The sequence below is a fragment of the Natronorubrum marinum genome (genome assembly GCF_052040125.1).
Lineage (GTDB): Archaea > Halobacteriota > Halobacteria > Halobacteriales > Natrialbaceae > Natronorubrum.
This window is the reverse complement of the sequence record NZ_JBPPFV010000003.1, coordinates 171,129-189,645: the sequence shown is the minus strand read 5'-3', so window position 1 is coordinate 189,645 and position 18,517 is coordinate 171,129. Positions and strand designations below refer to the sequence as shown.

The 18,517-nt window shown below is 65.2% G+C and carries 23 protein-coding genes and 1 tRNA gene; 13 read left to right on the top strand and 11 right to left on the bottom strand.

The genetic code is table 11. The features are described 5' to 3' along the window. Nucleotides 1-59 precede the first annotated feature (59 nt). Together ACSFC5_RS17215 and ACSFC5_RS17210 are read right to left on the bottom strand one after the other, a co-directional pair. Nucleotides 60-488: a DUF5788 family protein gene (locus ACSFC5_RS17215; RefSeq protein ID WP_440766476.1), complete on the bottom strand. Its 429-nt coding sequence runs from the start codon at nt 486-488 to the stop codon at nt 60-62. 37 nt (nt 489-525) lie between these two features. Continuing rightward, entirely contained in the window at nt 526-822 is a 297-nt protein-coding gene (locus tag ACSFC5_RS17210) for a hypothetical protein (RefSeq protein WP_440766475.1), read from the bottom strand. Nucleotides 823-1,137: 315 nt separating this feature from the next. Here ACSFC5_RS17210 and ACSFC5_RS17205 point away from each other — a divergent pair, with 315 nt between their 5' ends. The 3 genes from ACSFC5_RS17205 to rpiA all read left to right on the top strand — a co-directional run bounded on the left by ACSFC5_RS17205 (nt 1,138) and on the right by rpiA (nt 3,750). Next, complete coding sequence (locus tag ACSFC5_RS17205; RefSeq protein WP_440766474.1) at nt 1,138-2,070, top strand: ABC transporter ATP-binding protein; 933 nt, start codon at nt 1,138-1,140, stop codon at nt 2,068-2,070. Continuing rightward, nucleotides 2,067-2,918, top strand: coding sequence for an ABC transporter permease (locus tag ACSFC5_RS17200; protein WP_440766473.1), 852 nt, complete (start codon nt 2,067-2,069; stop codon nt 2,916-2,918). The genes ACSFC5_RS17205 and ACSFC5_RS17200 overlap by 4 nt, the downstream gene beginning before the upstream one ends. A gap of 124 nt (nt 2,919-3,042) precedes the next feature. Next, nucleotides 3,043-3,750 carry a ribose-5-phosphate isomerase RpiA gene (rpiA, locus tag ACSFC5_RS17195; protein ID WP_440766472.1) on the top strand — a complete coding sequence of 236 codons (708 nt, stop codon included), beginning with the start codon at nt 3,043-3,045 and terminating at the stop codon, nt 3,748-3,750. A 3-nt stretch (nt 3,751-3,753) separates the two neighbouring features. Here rpiA and ACSFC5_RS17190 read toward each other — a convergent pair whose 3' ends face one another. Together ACSFC5_RS17190 and ACSFC5_RS17185 are read right to left on the bottom strand one after the other, a co-directional pair. Further along, entirely contained in the window at nt 3,754-4,173 is a 420-nt protein-coding gene (locus ACSFC5_RS17190; RefSeq protein ID WP_440766471.1) for a hypothetical protein, read from the bottom strand. Nucleotides 4,174-4,235: 62 nt separating this feature from the next. Then, on the bottom strand, nt 4,236-4,652 hold the full coding sequence (locus ACSFC5_RS17185) for a hypothetical protein (protein WP_440766470.1): 417 nt from the start codon (nt 4,650-4,652) through the stop codon (nt 4,236-4,238). A gap of 148 nt (nt 4,653-4,800) precedes the next feature. Between ACSFC5_RS17185 and fni the strand changes: the two genes are divergently transcribed. Beyond that, entirely contained in the window at nt 4,801-5,862 is a 1,062-nt protein-coding gene (gene fni, locus ACSFC5_RS17180) for a type 2 isopentenyl-diphosphate Delta-isomerase (protein WP_440766469.1), read from the top strand. Nucleotides 5,863-6,263: 401 nt separating this feature from the next. On the opposite strand, the gene ACSFC5_RS17175 is transcribed toward fni, so the two are convergent. After that, nucleotides 6,264-6,431: a DUF1931 family protein gene (locus ACSFC5_RS17175; RefSeq protein ID WP_005578700.1), complete on the bottom strand. Its 168-nt coding sequence runs from the start codon at nt 6,429-6,431 to the stop codon at nt 6,264-6,266. 675 nt (nt 6,432-7,106) lie between these two features. Between ACSFC5_RS17175 and larB the strand changes: the two genes are divergently transcribed. From larB to ACSFC5_RS17155, 4 genes are all read left to right on the top strand, one after another. Beyond that, nucleotides 7,107-7,874, top strand: coding sequence for a nickel pincer cofactor biosynthesis protein LarB (gene larB / locus ACSFC5_RS17170; RefSeq protein WP_440766468.1), 768 nt, complete (start codon nt 7,107-7,109; stop codon nt 7,872-7,874). Between the two features lie 113 nt (nt 7,875-7,987). Next, the gene (locus tag ACSFC5_RS17165) at nt 7,988-8,137 is read left to right on the top strand and encodes a DUF7563 family protein (RefSeq protein ID WP_006092839.1); all 150 of its coding nucleotides are present in this window, start codon (nt 7,988-7,990) and stop codon (nt 8,135-8,137) included. 81 nt (nt 8,138-8,218) lie between these two features. Next, on the top strand, nt 8,219-8,467 hold the full coding sequence (locus ACSFC5_RS17160; protein WP_440766467.1) for a GIY-YIG nuclease family protein: 249 nt from the start codon (nt 8,219-8,221) through the stop codon (nt 8,465-8,467). Nucleotides 8,468-8,549: 82 nt separating this feature from the next. After that, nucleotides 8,550-9,575 (top strand): DUF8054 domain-containing protein, encoded by a 1,026-nt coding sequence (locus tag ACSFC5_RS17155; protein ID WP_440766466.1) that lies wholly within the window; start codon nt 8,550-8,552, stop codon nt 9,573-9,575. Nucleotides 9,576-9,607: 32 nt separating this feature from the next. On the opposite strand, the gene ACSFC5_RS17150 is transcribed toward ACSFC5_RS17155, so the two are convergent. Further along, entirely contained in the window at nt 9,608-10,201 is a 594-nt protein-coding gene (locus ACSFC5_RS17150) for an NADPH-dependent FMN reductase (protein WP_440766465.1), read from the bottom strand. 187 nt (nt 10,202-10,388) lie between these two features. On the opposite strand from ACSFC5_RS17150, the gene ACSFC5_RS17145 reads away from it, so the two are divergent. Both ACSFC5_RS17145 and ACSFC5_RS17140 read left to right on the top strand, forming a co-directional pair. After that, complete coding sequence (locus ACSFC5_RS17145; protein ID WP_440766464.1) at nt 10,389-11,789, top strand: phosphoglucomutase/phosphomannomutase family protein; 1,401 nt, start codon at nt 10,389-10,391, stop codon at nt 11,787-11,789. 102 nt (nt 11,790-11,891) lie between these two features. Next, nucleotides 11,892-12,263 (top strand): hypothetical protein, encoded by a 372-nt coding sequence (locus ACSFC5_RS17140; RefSeq protein ID WP_440766463.1) that lies wholly within the window; start codon nt 11,892-11,894, stop codon nt 12,261-12,263. Nucleotides 12,264-12,328: 65 nt separating this feature from the next. Here the strand turns inward: ACSFC5_RS17140 and cysE are convergent, their stop codons facing one another. The 4 genes from cysE to ACSFC5_RS17120 all read right to left on the bottom strand — a co-directional run bounded on the left by cysE (nt 12,329) and on the right by ACSFC5_RS17120 (nt 15,203). Beyond that, entirely contained in the window at nt 12,329-12,838 is a 510-nt protein-coding gene (cysE, locus tag ACSFC5_RS17135) for a serine O-acetyltransferase (protein WP_440766462.1), read from the bottom strand. 214 nt (nt 12,839-13,052) lie between these two features. Further along, a complete protein-coding gene (locus ACSFC5_RS17130; RefSeq protein ID WP_440766461.1) occupies nt 13,053-13,721 on the bottom strand; it encodes a metallophosphoesterase family protein in 669 nt (222 codons plus the stop codon). A gap of 90 nt (nt 13,722-13,811) precedes the next feature. After that, nucleotides 13,812-14,546, bottom strand: coding sequence for an MBL fold metallo-hydrolase (locus ACSFC5_RS17125; protein WP_440766460.1), 735 nt, complete (start codon nt 14,544-14,546; stop codon nt 13,812-13,814). Nucleotides 14,547-14,612: 66 nt separating this feature from the next. After that, nucleotides 14,613-15,203 carry an IMP cyclohydrolase gene (locus tag ACSFC5_RS17120; RefSeq protein WP_440766459.1) on the bottom strand — a complete coding sequence of 197 codons (591 nt, stop codon included), beginning with the start codon at nt 15,201-15,203 and terminating at the stop codon, nt 14,613-14,615. A 31-nt stretch (nt 15,204-15,234) separates the two neighbouring features. On the opposite strand from ACSFC5_RS17120, the gene ACSFC5_RS17115 reads away from it, so the two are divergent. The 3 genes from ACSFC5_RS17115 (at nt 15,235) to ACSFC5_RS17105 (ending at nt 16,923) form a co-directional block, all read left to right on the top strand. After that, complete coding sequence (locus tag ACSFC5_RS17115; RefSeq protein WP_440766458.1) at nt 15,235-15,927, top strand: homing endonuclease associated repeat-containing protein; 693 nt, start codon at nt 15,235-15,237, stop codon at nt 15,925-15,927. 96 nt (nt 15,928-16,023) lie between these two features. Further along, a tRNA-Gln gene (locus tag ACSFC5_RS17110) sits at nt 16,024-16,096 on the top strand. 128 nt (nt 16,097-16,224) lie between these two features. Next, nucleotides 16,225-16,923: a rhodanese-like domain-containing protein gene (locus ACSFC5_RS17105; protein WP_440766457.1), complete on the top strand. Its 699-nt coding sequence runs from the start codon at nt 16,225-16,227 to the stop codon at nt 16,921-16,923. A gap of 4 nt (nt 16,924-16,927) precedes the next feature. Here ACSFC5_RS17105 and ACSFC5_RS17100 read toward each other — a convergent pair whose 3' ends face one another. Beyond that, nucleotides 16,928-18,307, bottom strand: coding sequence for an oxidoreductase (locus ACSFC5_RS17100; RefSeq protein ID WP_440766456.1), 1,380 nt, complete (start codon nt 18,305-18,307; stop codon nt 16,928-16,930). Nucleotides 18,308-18,517: the final 210 nt, after the last annotated feature.

Sequence of the window (18,517 nt, the reverse complement as noted above, 5' to 3'; positions counted from 1 at the left end):
TTCGGGCAACGCTCGCTCGCGGGATTCGAGTGAGACGCGTTCGGACGACCCCGAGGCGACTACCCGCGGATCGCGTTCACGAAGTCGAGCCAGCGCTCGTGGTCGTCGAGTGCGGCCGAACTCGCTTCGGCACCGAACCCCTTCCGCCGAAGGCTTCGGAGGGCGTTCTTCGCGCGGTCGATTCCGACGATCGTCTCGACGATCTGTTCGCCCTCCTCGCGACCGATCGGGTCCGACTCGAGTCGCGCGACGAGCCGTTTGCGCTCGGCGGTTAGTTCGCGTTCGGTCTCCCTGACCAGCGGCTTGACGTCGTCAGGGATACCCTCGACCTTCCGGGTCTCGATGACGAACTCCTCGAGGGGGAGTTCGTCGTCGCCGACGGTGATCGTCTCGGGGAGCGTCCGGCCGATGGTCGCGCTCTGCCGGTTGGCGCGCTCGAGCAGGTCGCGTCTCTCCGTCCGGGTCAGTTCGTCGCTGGCTGGTGGCATGTGGATCAGAGTGGGTGTCGGGTCGGTCGACGGGTCGTTACCAGTCGCCGCCGGCCGCTTCTTCCGTCGGTTCGTCCGACGTCTCGTCGCCACGGATGATGAAGTAGGCGACGAGCGCCACGAGCCCGAAGATGAACGTAAAGAACGTCAGTCCGGCGGTTGCGATCGCCCACAGGACCTCGTTGTTGTCGCGCTTCGAGGCGTCCTTGTACACCCAGTAGCCGATGACGACCGAGAGGACCAGAAAGATCGCGGTCGAGACGAGGATGAGCGTGGGATCCATGGCGAACTCCTCGCCGCCCGTCTGTAACGGAGCGAGTGCGATCGGACTCATGCGTCTCCCTCGGGTCTGACTACCGCGGTTCGAGTGTCGATTCGCCGGCACCGATCGTGATCGCGACGATCGATCGTCTGCGGGGATACTGTGAACATGCTGTTGCTTCCACTGAAAAAATAACTTGTAATCAATATATTCCTTTTGATTGTTCTCGTCGGAACGAGCCGGCGGGCCGGTCCGATGGCGGTTTTCGAATCAGTGGTGGCTCGACCGTGTCACCTGCACGATGTTCCCGCTGACCACACACGGCCTAAAGCTGTTAGATGAGAAAACCTATATGTGTATTGAGTCGAAACCGGTATAATTAACACCGTGACTGCTATCGATATCTCCAACGCGACGAAACGATACGGGACCGATACGGCCCTCGACGGTCTCGATCTCACCGTCCAGCGCGGCGAGATTTACGGCTTCCTCGGCCCGAACGGTGCGGGGAAGTCGACGACGATCAATCTGCTCCTGGATTTCATCCGCCCGACCGCGGGCGAGGTGAGCGTCTTCGGCCTCGACGCTCGCGAGGACACCCTCGAGATCCGAACCCGAACCGGCATCCTCCCGGAAGGCGTCGAGACTTACGATCGGCTGACCGGCCGCAAGCACGTCGAGTTCGCCATCGAGTCGAAGGGGGCTGACGACGACCCGGACGACCTCTTAGAGCGGGTCGGGATCGCCGACGCGGCGGACAAGAAGGCCGGCGGCTACTCGAAGGGGATGACCCAGCGGCTCATGTTCGCGACGGCGCTCGTCGGCGAACCGGAGCTGCTGATTCTGGACGAACCCTCGACGGGACTCGACCCGAACGGCGCCCGCGAGATGCGCGAGATCATTCGCGAGGAGAACGCCCGCGGCGCGACCGTCTTCTTCTCCTCGCACATTCTCGGCCAGGTCGAGGCGATCTGTGACCGCGTCGGGATCCTCCGGAAGGGAGAGCTGGTCGCCGAAGATACCGTCGACGGCCTTCGCGATTCGATGCCGGAACAGACCCGGCTTCGGGTGCAGGTCGACCGGATTCCCGAGGACTCCTCGGCGGCGCTCGAGGCGCTCGAGTCGGTCGACGGCGTCTCCGAAGTCTCCGCAGACGGCACGACGCTCGTCGTCACCTGCGAGGATCGAGCGAAGACGAGCGTTCTCCGTACGATCGAGGAGCAGGGCGTCTCGATCGAGGACTTCGCGACGGACGAATCGTCGCTCGAGGACCTGTTTATGGCGTACACGTCCGACAACCGAGCGGAGGTGGCCCAATGAGCGCGATCACCGTCGCGAAGAAGGACTTCGCCGACGCGGCTCGCTCGCGCAAGCTGATGGGACTGACGGTCGTCTTCGCGCTCTTTACGCTCGGCGGCGCGTTTCTGGCCTCGTGGGCCGGCGACCTCTTCGCGGAGTTGGAGGGCGAGGGCGCGGAGTCGACGCTCGACCTCGTCTTCGCCCTTCAGACGCCCGCGGGCTACCTCGTGCCGATCATCGCGCTGGTGATCGGCTACGCCGCCATCGCCGGCGAGCGAGAGAGCGGGAGCCTGAAGTTCCTGCTCGGCCTGCCCCACACTCGTCGCGACGTCGTGATCGGCAAGATCCTCGGCCGCTCGGCGGTCGTCGCCGTCTCGATCCTCGTCGGCTTTCTCGTCGGCCTGATCGGGCTGTTCGTCTTCGTCGGTTCGGTCTCGATCGTCGACTACCTCCTGTTTACGGTCGTGACGATTCTGTTCGGGTTCGTCTACGTCTGTATCGCCGTCGGGCTCTCCTCGATGACCCGGTCGACGACCCGGGCGGCGGCCGGCGCGTTCGGGCTGATCGTCTTTCTTTGGTTCATTTGGAGTTTCATCGCCCTGGGACTGCTCTATCTCGTCGAGGGCTCGCTGTGGATGGACGACTATCCCGACTGGTACGTGAGCCTCCTCTCGCTGTCGCCGGACGCCGCCTACGGCTCAGCGATCGCCGCCGTCTTCGGCGAAGGGCAGTTCACGATGGCCACCGCCTACGGCGTCGAGAACCCGCCGCTGCTCGCCGAGCCCTGGTTCGGCTTCGTCGTGCTCGCGGTCTGGGCGCTCGTCCCGCTGGGGATCGGTCTCTGGCAGTTCGGTCGCGCCGACCTCTGAGGCCCCGTTCGCCCCCTTCTTTTGCGTTCGACTCGAACCCGATCACTCGACGCACTCGAGCCCGCCACCGGAATCGGTCCGCGAGATTGCAACGCTTTTCCCGTCGGCCCTCGCGAGAGTAGGCATGAAGACGGCAGGCGGTTCCGAGGCGGCGAAACGCCGTGCGGGTGAACGCGCGGCCGAAGAAGTCGAAGACGGGTTCGTCGTCGGACTCGGCACCGGGTCGACGACCGCCCACGCGATCAGGGCGCTCGGTCGGGACGTCGAGGCCGGTCTCGAGATTCGGGGCATTCCGACATCGTTCCAGTCTCGCCAGTTGGCACTCGAGGTCGGGATTCCGTTGACGACCCTCGACGCGGTCGACGGCGTGGATCTCGCGATCGACGGCGCGGATCAGGTGGTCGACGATCCGGACGCGGGGGACGACGGCGCGCTGATCAAAGGCGGCGGTGCCGCGCACGCGCGAGAGAAGTTGGTCGACGCGGCAGCCGACCGGTTCGTCGTCGTCGCCGACCCCTCGAAACTCGCGGGACGACTCGAGCGACCCGTTCCGGTCGAGGTGGTGCCGGACGCCCACACGGTCGTCGCCGACCGCATTCGGGCGTTCGGCGGTGAGCCGACGCTTCGCGAGGCTGTCGAGAAGGACGGGCCGGTCGTCACCGACAACGGGAATATAGTCCTCGACTGCGCGTTCGGGGCGATCGAGGACCCCGACGGGCTGGCCGGCTCGCTCTCCCAGATACCGGGCGTTCTCGAGCACGGACTGTTCGTCGGGCTGGCGGATGTGACGTACGTCGGAAGCGAGGACGGGGTCGAGCGTCGGGTGTACTGAGAATCAGGTATTCGCCGGCAACGGGTCCTCCGTTTTCAGTCCGGCGGCGCGAACCGCACGCAATCCGACGACGAGGATGCAGCCGCCGAAGAGACGTGTTACGGGACGGATCCAGGGCTTTACCTCGAGTTCGTCCGGATTCTCGTAGGCGAGCTCGAGCCCGACGTCGAGGGCCTGTCGCGGCACCAGTATCATCACCAACCCGAGCACGCTGAGCGGCCGTTTGAGGATCGACGCGTGTTCGGGGTGTCGGCCGAGCAACCAGACGAAGACGACTCCCTTGAATCGGCCCGCCTGCAGCGTCCACGGTCGCAGCCTGCCGTCGTCGGGGTTCTCGAAGGCGAGCCGTTCGACGGAGTCGACGATTCGATTCGGTGCGATACTCAGCAACAGTCCCAGCGCGAGGGCGAGCAGTCGTCGCATAGCGTTCGTACGGGTGCCACTCGCAAAACGGTTGGCCGTGAACGTCGGCGTTCGCCCTCGAGTCACGCCGACTCTGCCGACTCGATTGCGTCCGACTCATCGCTACGCTTCGAGAGGATGACGACGAGCAGGTAGAGTCCGCCGAGTGCGCGCGCCGCGGGTTCGATCCAGGGTTTTAACTCGAGATCGTCCGTGTTCTCGTAGACCACCCGCTGGCTGAGTTCGATGGCCGGCTGCGGGAGGGCGATCAGGAATACGCCGGCCAGTCCCAGCAGCGTGGAGACGAGCGTCGAGCCCTCGCGGCCGCGGACGAGCAGCCAGACGAACAGGAAGCCCTCGAGTCGCGCTCCCCAAAGCGCGTGGGGTCGAAGCTGGGCTTCCTCGGGGTTCTCGAGACCGATGCGTTCGCAGGCGTCCATCACCGGCTGGGGTTTGAGGATCTCGAAACAGCCGAAGGCGACCAGGAGTGTCCGGAGCATGCGGCTTCGAACTACGCCTGCCAGCGTAAAAAAACGCGAGCTTGAATACGGTTGATACGTCGGCGGTCGGTCCCCGATACGACGGCCGCGTGGCGTCGATGGACACCTTTTCAATGGGTTCTCGCTATGGTCCGATAGAGACGATCCGATGCCCGAAACATCCGACAGGAAAGACGACCACATTCGAATCATCGAGGACGAAGACGTGGAGACGTCCGGCGCGGGCTTCGCCGACGTCGAACTCGTCCACGAGGCGCTGCCGGAGCTCCACCGCGACGAGATCGACACGACGACGACGCTGTTCGGTCACGAACTCGACGCGCCGATCGTCATCGAGAGCATGACCGGCGGCCACCCGAACACGACCAAAATCAACCGCGCGCTGGCCGAGGCGGCCCAGGAGATGAACATCGCCATGGGCGTCGGGAGCCAGCGCGCCGGGCTCGAACTCGACGACGAGGCGCTGCTCGAGTCCTACACGGTCGTCCGAGACGTCGCCCCCGACGCCTTCCTCTACGGCAACGTCGGCGCGGCGCAGTTGCTCGAGTACGACGTGGCAGACGTCGAGCGAGCCGTCGACATGATCGAGGCCGACGCGATGGCGGTCCACCTGAACTTTCTCCAGGAGGCCGTCCAGCCCGAGGGTGACGTCGACGCCAAGGGCTGTCTCGAGGCGATCGAACGGGTCGCGGCCGGCCTCTCGGTTCCCGTCGTCGTCAAGGAGACGGGCAACGGTATCTCCCGGGAGACGGCCCAGCGACTCGCCGACGCGGGGGTCGACGCGATCGACGTCGCCGGACAGGGCGGGACGACCTGGTCAGGGATCGAATCCTACCGAGCCGCCGCCGTCGGCGCGTCCAGACAGGAACACGTTGGGAAGCTGTTTCGCGCGTGGGGCGAGCCGACCGTCGTCAGCACCAGCGAGGCCGCATCAGTCCACGACTGCGTGATTGCCAGTGGGGGCGTCCGGTCCGGGCTCGATATCGCGAAGGCCGTCGCCCTCGGGGCCCGCGCGGGCGGCCTCGCGAAACCGTTCCTCGGCCCGGCGGGACAGGGCACCGACGCCGTCGTCGACCTGATCGAGACAATCGAACTCGAACTCCGAACCGCGATGTTCGTCACCGGCTCGGCCTCGGTGGCCGACCTGCAGTCCGCGGAGTACGTGACGCTCGGCCGGACGAAGGAGTATCTCGAGCAGCGACGGCAGTAGTCGACATTTCGCGTTTGTGGACCGTTCCACGAAGTGGAATTTGACGACGGTATTCTCACTTCGAACCGACCAGATCACGCGCGGTGGCGCCGACTGGCTGCGAGGCGCGACCGGCGGGAGCGCCTCGAGAGCGAACGGGGAACGCCCGTGAGAAACGTGGAACTCACTGCCGCCAGCGTATTGTACACGCTGGGCGTCGCTAGCTGTCCTCTAGCGATCCGGTCTTCTATCTCTCAAACGAATGAGCGACTCGATCGGTTCAGATTCGAACTCGAGTCCGGGCGAACTCGTCCCCCGAACACCGAGTCGTACCAGCTAGTCGACACACCGGCTGCTCTGAGCGCGTAGAAACCAGCGGCTACGGGCGTAGCGTCGATAAAATGGTTCTCGGTTGGCGTCCCTTACAGGTCGCGGGGCTGGACCGTCTTCCGGTCGTTTGCTTCGGCACGTCGGGCTGCGTCTTCGAGAAGCTCGTCGACTTCCTCGTCGAGTGCTTCGTAGAAGTCCGAGGCAACGTTTTTGTCATCGAGCGCTTCCTTCACGGCGGCTTTGACGATAAGGTCTGCCATACGATTTACGGATTCCGCGTTACCCCATATAATGGTTTTGGTTGTGGCCCGGGATACGGGGGTTGCAGGGGTTAACCCGCCCGTTTCGATGGTCAAATCCACCGGAAAGTATATGACTGATGAGTAAACGACAGGAATTCGGCCGCCAAAATCGGAGTCCAAATCGCTCGCGCGCGCTCTGTGGACGCTGTGGCGTCCCTACCGACGGTTAGGTGTTCGGCGGTCCGGCCCGGCACCTGCCGGGTCGATCGAGCGCGACTCGAGTCTGATCGGTCGGAGGAGCACCGTCCGAGCCGTTGGCCGTTCGATGCGGGTCTCGAGCGGGTGGACTCGTTGTGTAGATCGCTCCCTTCGGTAACCACTCATTCCGCTCACCTTTCAGTAGTCGTCTTTGCACAATTCCCGCAGGTGTCGTACGTATCGGATCGCCAGAATGCTGGAACCAACTCCGAACGAGACGTGATTCGAAAAGACGCGTGGACTGGGTACGGTCGTAGCCGTTATAGTAGACACTGAAACGACTCACACACCGATCGTAACGACGTCCTGCGATCGGGTGTGCATTGACTTTCAGTGTCTACTATAGTTGCCGCTGTTGATAGCCGTACATTCTACACACCATCTTTCGGGCACCAACCCAACACCTTCGAGTACACCCACCACCCAACTCCCCTTATGCGCGAACTCCTCGAGGCCGTCGCCAACGGCCACCTCTCCCCGTCCGAAGCCGAAGCCGAACTCAGGGGCTATACAACCAACGACGCGGGCCGATTCGACGTGGCCCGCAAACAGCGCCGCGGGATTCCGGAGGCCATTCTCGCCGAGGGGAAGACGCCCGCCCAGGTCGTCGCCCTCGCGGAAACCGCCCTCGAGACCACCGACAGAGCGCTGCTGACCCGCACCGACGACGAACAGCTCGACGCACTCGAGACCGCGCTCGAGGATTCCTTCCCAAACGCTACCCTCGAGCGCTGGGGCACGTCGGTTCGCGTCGTCACCCCCCAGTTCGAACAGCCGTCGCTGGACGCCACGGTCGGAATCGTTACCGCGGGCACCGTCGACGGCCCGGTGGCCGACGAGGCCGAACTCGTCCCGCGCGACGCGGGGGCGACGATCGACCGCGTCGAGGACGTCGGCGTCGCCGCGCTGGACCGAACGCTGGATCAGGTCGACCGGTTTCGGGCCGCCGACGTGCTGATCGTCGCCGCGGGCCGGGAGGGGGCGCTGCCGACCGTGATCGCCGGCCTGGTCGACACGCCCGTGGTCGCGGTGCCCGTCTCGAGCGGCTACGGCTTCGGCGGCGACGGTGAGGCTGCGCTCGCAGGGCTACTCCAGTCCTGTACCGTCCTCTCGGTGGTCAACATCGATGCGGGCTTCGTCGCCGGTGCCCAGGCGACGCTCATCGCCCGGGCCATCGACGACGCCCGCGACTCGAGTCCCTGATACCGACAAAAAATTCTCTCGTATCCGAAACGCCAAACAGTGTATGGGGAAGGCTTTTTATTGCACACCGAATACTATCGGGTACCGGTTGAGACCGGTGTGACCATTGCCCAATGCCCACCTGTGATCACTGCGACGCGCACGTGTCCGAGCGCTTCGCACGCGTTTTCGCCGACGAGAACGGCGAGATCCACGCGTGTATCAGCTGCTCGGCGAACGCCGGGATCGCGGAAGCCGCACGACACCGCGCTCGCGGTACCTGATCCCCGCTCGAGCATCGCGACCGACGACCACACGCCCCCACTCCGTCGCGCTTTTTATCGATACCCTTCGTAGCCCATGCCATGGCCGACCACGTCGTCTACGTCCTCGAGTGCGCCGACGGCTCTCTGTATACTGGTTACACGACCGACCTCGAGCGACGGGTCGCCGAACACGACGCCGGCGAGGGCGCGAAGTACACCCGCGGGCGCACGCCCGTCGAACTCCAGTATCACGAGTGCTACGACTCGAAGTCGGCCGCCATGTCCCGCGAGTACGAGATCAAACAGCTCTCCCGCCGACGGAAGGAACGACTCGTCGGGCTCGAGTAACCAATTCCACCCGTTCGGCGTAGAATTCTATCTTGATCTCTCCAAAAAATAAATACCGTCGCGGTCCCTGCGTTGAGACGATATGAAGATCGACATCGCCGAGCTCAAACAACCGGAGTACACCGGCGAGAATCGGTGTGAGCCGTGTACGATACTGAACCTCGCGATCGCCGCGGTCGTCGGGTCGCTCGTCGCCCGCAAGACGAAACTCGGTGGGCTGGCCGCGGTCGGCATCTCGATCGGCCTCATCTACCTGCGGGGCTATCTCGTCCCCGGCACGCCGACGCTGACGAAGCGGTATCTGCCGCCCGAGATTCTGCGCTGGTTCGGCAAGGACCCTGAACCCCAGGTAGCGAGCGGCTTCGGCGGCGTCGACGCCGGAACTGAGGCGATCGATATCGCGATCGACGGGACCGACGAGGCCGACGCCGCGACCCACGGCGACGATGCAACGGCCGAAGCCACCGATGCAACGGCCGAAGCCACCGATGTAACGGCCGAAGGCGACGACATCGCGACCGAAAACGCCGACACTACCGAGCCGGAACCCGAACTGGAAGCGGAACCGGAACCGCTCGAGCTTGAGGCCTTTTTCCTCGACCACGGCGTTCTCGAGCCCTGTTCCGACCGGGACGACCTCTGTCTCACCGAGGCGTTCGAAGCCGACTGGCTCGCGGCGATCGAGGACGTCGACGAGACCGGCGTCGACGCGGCGGCCGTGATCGACGCCTTCGACTTCGACGCCGAACCGGAGGCGTTCGACCTCGAGTCCCGCGAGGACGCCCGGTTACTCGTCGGCGAACGCGGTATCGCGGGCCGCTGGCCCTCCCGCGCCGCGGTGGTCGCCGACGTTGCTGCCAGTCGCGTCCTTGCGGACTGGACGTCCGAATGGGACACACAGACGCCCGAAACGAAAGGCCAAGTGCTCAACGGGCTCCGGATGTTCCTCGAGACCTGTCCGGGTTCCGGCGGCGAGATCAGCATGGACGAGGAGGTCGTCGAATCCTGCTGTAGCTCCCACGACGTGATCGCCGTGACCTGCGACGAGACGGGCGAGCGGCTGTTCGAACAGCGCGTCAATACGTCTACGAGTCGGATGCAGCGGTAACGTTTCGACTTCTGAGAGACCCGGTCGCCGACTCAGTCGTCGGCCGCCGCGGACCGCGAGGATGTTACGCTCGGCTCGATGAACGCGTACTCGGTGAGGTTTCGTCCTAACTTCTCTACTCGCTCCTGTAAGTCCGGATCGCGAAACCGACGGCCGTCGATAGCGTCGGGGTCGGCTTCGAACTTGCTCGAGGCGTTCCGAAGCCCCACCTGGTGGGGCAGGACCCAGCCGTGGACGCCGCGAACCGTAATCCGCAGGTGATCGAGCGTCGAGCCGTAGCTCCCGCCGCCGGCGGTGGCCAGCAGCCCGACGGTGGTATCCTCGTACTCGTCCCAGCCACAGAAGTCGTGGAAGTTCTTCAGCGCGCCGGAGTACGAACCGTGGTAGACGGGGGTCCCGAGCGCGATGGCGTCGGCCTCGCGGACGATCCGCATCGCTTCTTCTGCGACATCCGGGTCGTCGACGTCGGGATCGTAGACGGGGAGGTCGTACTCGCCCAGATCGAGCAGCGTCGTCTCCGCGCCGGCGGCGGCGGCAGCCTCGAGGACGTAGCGCAGCGCCGTGCGCGTGTAACTCGTCTCGCGGAGGCTGCCGTTGACGGCGACGACGGAGGGAGTATCGGACATAGCGGCGCTAGGATGTCCGTCAAGAAAACACCATTGCTCGCCCGTCGTCCGTTGGCGTGGCGTGGATTCGCGTCCGTCACGGGTTCGCGAGGCCGTCTCTGATTCTGATGTGAGATCCCCTCCCCCGATCGCTGCACGATTCGTACGACTGCGTCGCCTTTTTCGCGCCCGGCGATGAGACACGCGTATGGAAACGATCAGCTTCGGTACCGACGGCTGGCGGGCGACGTTAGCGGAGTTCACCGCGCCGCGCGTACGGATGGTCGGACAGGCTGTCGCGACGTACCTGCGGGACGAGGGGCTCGAGGCCCCCGTCGTGGTCGGCTACGACGCCCGCGAGACCTCGCGCGGGTTCGCAGAGGAACTGGCTCGCGTGCTCTGTGCCAACGGCTTCGACGTCATCGTGCCCGATCGAGATCGGCCGACGCCGCTGGTCGCCCACGCGATCGTCGAACGCGACCTGGCTGGCGGACTGGCCATCACGGCTTCCCACAACCCGCCGGAGTACAACGGCGTGAAGTTCATCCCCGAGGACGGCGCGCCGGCCCTCCCCGACGTCACCGACGCCATTGCGGACCGACTCGCCGAACCGGTCCCCCTCCCGGAGGACGAACACGGCACCGTCGAGGCCGTCGACCTCGTCACGCCTCACGCCGACGCCGCCCTCGAACTGGTCGAGGCGATCACTGGCAGTGCCGATCTCTCGCCTGCCGACCTGACGGTCGCCTACGACGCCATGCACGGCAGCGGACGCGGGACGACAGACGCCCTGCTCGAGCGCGCCGGAGCCTCCCTCGAGTGTCTGCGCTGTCGCCGAGACCCGGAGTTCGGCGGCGGTGCACCCGAACCGGCCCTCGAGAACCTCGGGGCGCTGATCGATCTCGTCACCGACGACGCGACGGACCCGACGCTGGGGATCGCGAACGACGGGGACGCAGACCGGATCGCCATCGTCACACCCGAGCGAGGCTATCTCGACGAGAATCTCTTTTTCGCCGCGCTCTACGACTACCTACTCGAGGACGACTCGGGCGCCGTCGTCCGCACCGTTTCCACGACGTTCCTGATCGATCGCGTCGCCGACGCTCACGGCGAGACCGTCCACGAGGTCCCGGTCGGGTTCAAGTGGGTCGCCGAAGCGATGGCCGACCACGACGCCCTCGTCGGCGGCGAGGAGTCCGGCGGCTTCACCGTCCGCGGTCACGTCCGCGAGAAAGACGGCGTCCTGATGGCGCTGCTCGCGGCCGTGATGCACGCCGACGAACCGTTGGACGAGCGCGTCGATCGCCTCCTCGAGGAACACGGCACCGTCGTCCAGAACAAGCGTAGCGTGGCCTGTCCGGACCAGGAGAAGGCGCGAGTCCTCGCCGATCTCGAGGATGCAATTCCCGAGCGCGTCGCGGGCACTGCGGTGGAGGGCGTCAACACCGCGGACGGCTTCAAACTCCAGCTCGCCGACGGCTCCTGGCTCCTCGTTCGCCCCAGCGGAACCGAGCCCGTGCTGCGAGTCTACGCCGAAGCCGCAGACGAGGACCGGGTGAGCGAGTTGCTCGAGGCGGGCGAGGAACTGGTCGAGCCGCTGGTCTGAGTCAGCATCCCTTCGGTGCTGCGTCGGTGACGTTCCGTCGCTCCGGTCCGGGTTGCGTGCTCCGGCCCCTTCTTTACCGGCGTCGACCCGCTCCCTAGGAGTATGAGCCAAGCGAACCGCGAGGATATCGCGTTCACGGAACTCACGCCGGACTCCTGGCACCAGAACGACGAAGGAAACTACTACCTCGATTGCCCGGAGTGTGGCTCTGCGGCGTCGCTGATGACCATCGTCAAACACGGCCGGTGTAACGGATACATGGACCAACAGGAGGGCGACACCGAACTCGACGAGGCCGAATTCGACTGCACGGCGAAGCTCCGCCTCGAACTCGGCTACACGTCCGACCCCGACCCCGGGGCGACCGACTCGGACGCCGAACAGTCCGAAGACAGCGTCGAGACGGGCGAGGGCGTCCCCGGCGAGGGGTCCCCGGCGGGCTCGGACGGAACGGTGAGCGACGAACAGCAGTGATCAGCCGGGTTACGTTCCGTATTGCTCTGCCCCGATTCGACTCGAGACGGGGACGACGCCGACCGTCAATCCACTCGTTTCGCCGGCACGCCGACGACGGTTGCCCCGGCTTCGACATCCCGCGTGACGACCGATCCGGCGCCGACCGCCGCGTCCTCGCCGACCGTAATATCGCCGAGCAGCGTCGCGTTCGCCCCGATCTGGACCCCGTCCTCGATCGTCGGATGGCGCTTGACCGGTTCGTTCGTGTTGCCACCCAGCGTGACACCGTGATACATGTGGACGTCGTCGCCGATCTCGGCCGTCTCGCCGATGACCACCCCCATGCCGTGATCGATCGTCACTCGGCGACCGATCGTTGCGCCGGGGTGGATTTCGACGCCCGTGAGCATGCGGACGACGTGCGAAAGCAGTCGGGCGAGCAACTGAAAATCGGTGTTCCAGAGCCGGTGTGTGAGCCGGTGGCCCCAGACAGCGTGGACCCCGGGATAGGCGAGCGCGACCTCGAGACACCGCTTCGCGGCGGGATCGCGCTCACACATCGCTCGCGTGTCCTCACGCAGTCGTCGGAACATCGATCACCGGTTCGGATGCGACAGTTAGAGCGCGATGCGCTCGGCGGGGGGTCGAGCAGCCACTCGAGCGACAACACCGGCCGGTAACGCGACGAGGGGAGTTCCTGCTGATGCACGTCGTATGGCCGGTAGATACCATACCCGGACCTACCGGCGAGTTGGCCTAAAAGGGTTCGCTTCCCGACGATCGCCGCGCGGAGCCGCCGTCTCCGACTCACTCCCCGCGTGCGAGTCGCGTTCCGATCCGTTCGGGCAGGTTTGTCTCTCGAACCGCCTCCTGGACGGCGTCGATATCGTACTCCACGCGGTGCGTTTCGGCGGTCAACGCGTCGAGGTCGACGACCGCGTAGGCCGCTCGCGGATCGCCGTCTCGAGGCTGGCCTACGCTGCCCGGGTTGACGACGATTCCCTCGGCGAACCGCTCGAGGCCCTGGACGTGGGTGTGGCCGAGCACGAGGACGTCCTCCTCGCCGAGCAGCCCCGAAGAGAATTCTCGCGGATACGTGTAGCGCGTGTATCGCTGCGGATCGTCCGGATGGCCGTGGACGAGTTTGATCCGCCCGTCGCACTCGAGTCGCTCCGTGGGCAGGGACTCGAGCCACCCGCGTTGTCTCTCCGAGAGTTGTTCGCTGGCGTACTCGACGCCCGCTCGCGCCATCCCGTTGAATCGGAACGGGGCATCGCCGACGACCGCCGCGTCGTGGTTGCCCATCACCGTCGGCACGTCTCGCTCCCGGAGTTCGTCGACGCACGCTGCGGGCCAGGGGTTGTAGCCGACCACGTCGCCGGCACAGCAGAGTCGATCGACCGGCGGCATGTCCTCGAGGACGGCCTCGAGGGCGACCCGGTTGCCGTGAACGTCCGAGATGAGTCCGACCTTCATGCTCGAGGATATGGGCCGCGAGGGGTTTGTAGGTTGGCCAGTGGTCGTTCCTCGGAGTTCTCGGCGGTGGGGTTTCGCGGCCGGGAGCGGCTACAGCGGAACCCGTTCCCCGTCTTCGGGAACGTGGACGTTCTCCGTCTCCGACCGCAGTTCGTCACGCGTGAGGAGACAGTGGTTGATGGCTTCCATGTGAACGACGACAACCGCGGCGTCGGTTGCGTCACGGACGGCCGTGACGTCCGGGATCCCCATGGTGATCGGCTCGCCCTGATTGAACTGCGCTTCGCCGCCGTTGAGGACGACCATATCGGGTTCGAATCGGTCGAGCGTCCGGTGGACCGCGTCGTACCAGACCGTGTCACCGGCGACGTACAGCGTGTCGTCGGCGTCGAAGACGAACCCCGAGACCGGCCCCATCTCCTCGGCTAACTGCCCGTGCCCGTGGCGACCGGGCGTCCGGTGAAGGGTGACGCCGTCGAACGACGCCTGGGTGTCGACGGGTCGCACGTCGGTAAAGCCGTCTTCGACGAACGCGTCCGACTCTTCGGGCTGACAGAACAACGGGACGTCCGCGTCGAGTTCCGCTTTCGCCGCGTCGTTGAAGTGATCGCGGTGACGGTGGGTGACGACCACGGCGTCGTGGGACAAGTCGGCGTCGGGAAGCGGAACGAGCGGGTTCTCGCGGTCGTTCGGCGTGTCCGGTATCGGCGGAATATCACCCGGGGACGCGAACATCGGATCGACGAGGAAGGTCGTCCCACCGACGGTCGCGAGGACGGTGGCGTTCCGGACGAGACGAATACCGGTGTCGGAATTTGTCGACATACACGATATAATCGGCGAGCGCCGGGTTAGTTGTTGTCGCTACCGAATACCGTCCGACCCCAGCGATCAGTCGCCGTTCTCGATCGCGGTCTCGAACCCGTCTTCGGTTCGGGCGACGCCCGCCGCACAGACGGCGTGTTCGAACTCGAGGTCGTAGACCTCGCTCGCCGCCGCCTCGGCACCGTCTGCCTCGAGACCGAACGCTTCGGGCGAGTCCTTCTCGTAGGTCGCCACGAGCGTCGGCTCCTCGACCGTTTCGACGAGCAGGGCGTCCTTCCGCACGGTGCCGATCAGGGCCTCGCCCGCACCGTCGATCGTCGCCGCGATCCGTGGCGTGTTGTAGTCGTCTTTCTCGTAATCCAACGCCAGCAGGCTCTCCGCGAGGGCGTCTCGAGCGGGGTAGCCCAACTCGAGTTTCTCCGCGATCGGATCGACGTGCGAGCCGTTGCCGAAGGCGGCCGTCTCCCCGGTCGGCGTCTCGACCACCCGCAGGCAGTTGTAGGACACGTAGGGGTTGTCCGTCTCGGGGGCGTCCGCCGTGGGGCCGACGGTGAGAGCGTCCTCTCGAGCGGTGATCTCCCGGTTGGGGAACGAGCGCGACGACACGCGGTAGGCGCCGACGTCGGGACCGACGACGACGAACCGTCCAACGTACATACGCGGCACTGGGCGGGAGAGGGGAAAAGGGGTGTCGGTTCGACTCGAGCGACCGTCTTCGGCGACACCGTGCTGGCTTCGGAGCCGCCGTCTTATATACGATGCCGCGGCGAACGCGGGTGTGACGACGGACGAGGAGTGTCTCGAGGCGTTGGGGCGGGCCGCGGAGCAACTCGGCGAGTCGCCGACGAAAGCGCAGTACGAGGAGATAGGGCTGACGCCGGCCTCTGCGACAATTATGAAAATCTTGGGTGGCTGGAACGCCGCAAAAGAGCGCGCGGAATTGAAGACATTCGATCGGGCTGTGACCGGCGGTCAACCGGTCCAACCGAAACCGGACTGGGTTGACATACCCGACGACGTCGAGTGGGAGGAACTCACGGGTCAACAGCGCTGGTACTACAAAAACCGGGAGGAACGAATCGAGCGAAAGGACCGTCGCCGAAACGAAATCAGACGGTGGCTCTACACGTACAAAGACCAACGTTGTGAGTGCAACCGATGTGGCGAAGAGCGGCCACCGTGTTTAGACTTTCATCACCCGGGCGAGAAGGAACGGGATATCTCGACGATGGTCGTCGACGGTTACTCGAAAGAGAGTATCCGAAAAGAGATCGATCGGTGCACCGTTCTCTGTGCAAACTGCCACCGAATAGAACTACGAACCGCCGACGTTGTAATATTCACACGTACGCAATCTCAGATGGGGTTGCCATACCCGTGACCGGCCTCGACTTCCGCCCCAGTTCGTAACACTCTAATATGGACACCCACTACTGACTGGTACGTCGTCGGAAAACGAGCCCGGCGAAACATGTCAAGTCCATTAGGGTAGCGGCCAATCCTGAAGCCTTCTGGGGGCTTCGACGCTGGTTCGAATCCAGCATGGACTACTCCTTTCCGTTCTTCTACTCGAGTCCTCCGCCAGTCCCGTCTTTCGATCTCCAGTCGAAACGAAGGGGTCTGCGGTAACTGACGCGTCACCAGAAACCCTATCTCGGTTACGGCGCTAGAGAAAGATATGAATCGACGGACATTCCTCGCCGTCGGCGGAACGGCGACGCTCGGCGGGATTGCCGGCTGTCTCAGCGGTGACGACGGGTCGCCGGCGAACGAGTTCGATTACGAGACGCAGTCGTACGAGGGGACGGCGGTGCCGCTCGCGCCGATCGACGACGTCATCGAGTGGTACGAAAACGACGAGGCCGAGTTCGTCGATGCGCGCGGCCGGGATCAGTACGACGAAGTCCGCATCGCCGGTGCCGTCTTTTCTCCCGCACCGGACGGCGTCGACGACGATCCGACCGAGGAGTGGTCGACCGATACGCGGATCGTCACCTACTGTGGCTGTCCGCACCACCTGTCGGTGATGCGCGGTGCGACGCTGATCGACGCCGGGTACGAGCACACGTACGCGATCGACGAGGGGCTGCAGGAGTGGTACGATCGCCAGTATCCGATGGAGGGCTCGAGTGTCGACGTCGAACGGCAGAGCTACCGAATCAGCGGCACGACCGATCCGGAGTATCGGGGGCAGATGGCGCTGCTCGAGCAACTCGACGCGGATCGCGCCGAAGCCGCGCCGATCGACGACGACGGCTCGTACACCCTGCAGCTCCACTACGCGGGATCGCCGGATTCCGAGTTCAGAGTCGGAGTGGACGGGAACTGGATCGAGGGAACGCTTGCGGAACTGACGAGCGGTCCCGTGACGATCTGAGTCGTTACAACTCCGATCGCTCGTAGACCCCTTCGCGCTCGAGTTCGCCTCGTTTTCGCAACACGCTCGGCGTCCGACAGATACCCGGCGCGCCGGTCGCCTGCGGCACCGTGCAGTTGTTACAGTTCTCACAGAGGACGCGCAGATCGCCGTCCACAGGAGTCTCGGCGTCGGCACCGTCCTCGAGCAGCCGCGCCCCCAGTCGGGGCTCGGCGTAGAAGGGGCGGGCCATCCCGACCATGTCGCAGGCCGGCGCCTCGCGGATGCCGTCGCTGGAGACGCCGCTCGAGCCGAGTAATCGATCCATTTCGTCTCGCTCGCGGATCCCGCCCTCCGCAAGCACGGGGATCGACACCTGCTTGCGAACCCGACGGCAGAACTCCTCGTTCCACGCGGGGTCGAAGTCGTACTGTAGCGACTGGACCCGGTTCGCGGCGGCGACCAGCCGTCTGCGCGCCGCGCCGCCGAACGCCGCGTCGTACGCCTCGCGTAACTGTTCGTTCCCCCAGGCTCGCTCGGGATACTCCCCGCGAACGATGCTCATGTCCCAGACGACCGAGGTCTGGACAGGAACGACCGCGTCGTAGCCGATTCGCTCGAGTCGCCGGGCGATTTCGATCCCGTCCTCGAGTGAGAGCTTCCGGCGCACGACGGGCGACGGCGGTGCGGGCGTCTCGGCCGGCACCTTGGTCATGAGCGGAACGTCGCCCGCTCGCTCGCGGATCTCGTCGTGGACGAGCGCGAAGAACTCGAGTCTCGCCTCCGGAGAGCCGCCGAACTCGTCGTCCCGCCGGTTGTAAAACGGCGAGAGGAACTGCTGGACGATACCCATATTCGCCCCCGAAAGATGGATGCCGTCGTAGCCGGCTTCCGCCGCGTACGCCGCTGAGCGGCCGAAATCGGCCGCGAGTTCGTACACCTCGTCGGTCGAGAGGACGTGCGGGTCGTAGGAAAGAAATCCGAGTCGATCCAGCAGCCGCAGCTGCCAGGGCGGCTCCGATACTGCCAGTTGCTCCAGCTCCGGGTTCTCCCGCCGATACTCGGCGTGCCAGGTTTCCATGCTCCGCAGGCCGCCGTGCTCGAGTTGTACAAAGATCCGGCTGCCGTGCTCGTGGATCCGGTCGGTCAGCCGCGACAGTTGCGCCACGAACTCGGGGTCGTGGACGCGGGTCATCCCCGGTGCGGCACAGCCGCCGTCGCCGCGGACGATCGTCGCGCCCTGACAGAGCAGCCCGACGCCCGACTCCGCTGCGGGCTCGAGGTCGTCGATCAGCGTCCCAACCGCGTCGGGACCGTTGCCCGCACACTCGAGCACCGGCGCGCGATAGAGCCGATTCGGAACCTCACAGCCGCCGATCTCGATGGGATCCTCGAGGGTGGTCATACCGACGCTATCACGGGATCGTACAAGAGCGTGCCGTCCGTACGGACGACGACCCCGCCCGCGTCTACGACGATCGATCGCCGTGACGGTGACGGATGCAGTAGCGGTGGTACGTCGCCGCCGTTCGGATGGGACTGACGGGGATCGTGGTCGCCGAAATCGACGTGTTGCTGCCGGGCTGATTCCGATCCGGCCGACGTATCAAATAAT

Coding starts and splice junctions, on each gene's coding strand:
- ACSFC5_RS17105 (WP_440766457.1), top strand. CDS start 16,225: ATGAATCGACGGACATTCCTCGCCGTCGGCGGAACGGCGACGCTCGGC.
- ACSFC5_RS17130 (WP_440766461.1), bottom strand. CDS start 13,721: ATGAAGGTCGGACTCATCTCGGACGTTCACGGCAACCGGGTCGCCCTC.
- ACSFC5_RS17140 (WP_440766463.1), top strand. CDS start 11,892: ATGAGCCAAGCGAACCGCGAGGATATCGCGTTCACGGAACTCACGCCG.
- ACSFC5_RS17155 (WP_440766466.1), top strand. CDS start 8,550: ATGAAGATCGACATCGCCGAGCTCAAACAACCGGAGTACACCGGCGAG.
- ACSFC5_RS17165 (WP_006092839.1), top strand. CDS start 7,988: ATGCCCACCTGTGATCACTGCGACGCGCACGTGTCCGAGCGCTTCGCA.
- ACSFC5_RS17185 (WP_440766470.1), bottom strand. CDS start 4,652: ATGCTCCGGACACTCCTGGTCGCCTTCGGCTGTTTCGAGATCCTCAAA.
- ACSFC5_RS17210 (WP_440766475.1), bottom strand. CDS start 822: ATGAGTCCGATCGCACTCGCTCCGTTACAGACGGGCGGCGAGGAGTTC.
- ACSFC5_RS17125 (WP_440766460.1), bottom strand. CDS start 14,546: ATGTCGACAAATTCCGACACCGGTATTCGTCTCGTCCGGAACGCCACC.
- ACSFC5_RS17120 (WP_440766459.1), bottom strand. CDS start 15,203: ATGTACGTTGGACGGTTCGTCGTCGTCGGTCCCGACGTCGGCGCCTAC.
- rpiA (WP_440766472.1), top strand. CDS start 3,043: ATGAAGACGGCAGGCGGTTCCGAGGCGGCGAAACGCCGTGCGGGTGAA.
- ACSFC5_RS17150 (WP_440766465.1), bottom strand. CDS start 10,201: ATGTCCGATACTCCCTCCGTCGTCGCCGTCAACGGCAGCCTCCGCGAG.
- ACSFC5_RS17190 (WP_440766471.1), bottom strand. CDS start 4,173: ATGCGACGACTGCTCGCCCTCGCGCTGGGACTGTTGCTGAGTATCGCA.
- ACSFC5_RS17175 (WP_005578700.1), bottom strand. CDS start 6,431: ATGGCAGACCTTATCGTCAAAGCCGCCGTGAAGGAAGCGCTCGATGAC.
- ACSFC5_RS17200 (WP_440766473.1), top strand. CDS start 2,067: ATGAGCGCGATCACCGTCGCGAAGAAGGACTTCGCCGACGCGGCTCGC.
- ACSFC5_RS17160 (WP_440766467.1), top strand. CDS start 8,219: ATGGCCGACCACGTCGTCTACGTCCTCGAGTGCGCCGACGGCTCTCTG.
- ACSFC5_RS17145 (WP_440766464.1), top strand. CDS start 10,389: ATGGAAACGATCAGCTTCGGTACCGACGGCTGGCGGGCGACGTTAGCG.
- ACSFC5_RS17215 (WP_440766476.1), bottom strand. CDS start 488: ATGCCACCAGCCAGCGACGAACTGACCCGGACGGAGAGACGCGACCTG.
- cysE (WP_440766462.1), bottom strand. CDS start 12,838: ATGTTCCGACGACTGCGTGAGGACACGCGAGCGATGTGTGAGCGCGAT.
- fni (WP_440766469.1), top strand. CDS start 4,801: ATGCCCGAAACATCCGACAGGAAAGACGACCACATTCGAATCATCGAG.
- ACSFC5_RS17100 (WP_440766456.1), bottom strand. CDS start 18,307: ATGACCACCCTCGAGGATCCCATCGAGATCGGCGGCTGTGAGGTTCCG.
- larB (WP_440766468.1), top strand. CDS start 7,107: ATGCGCGAACTCCTCGAGGCCGTCGCCAACGGCCACCTCTCCCCGTCC.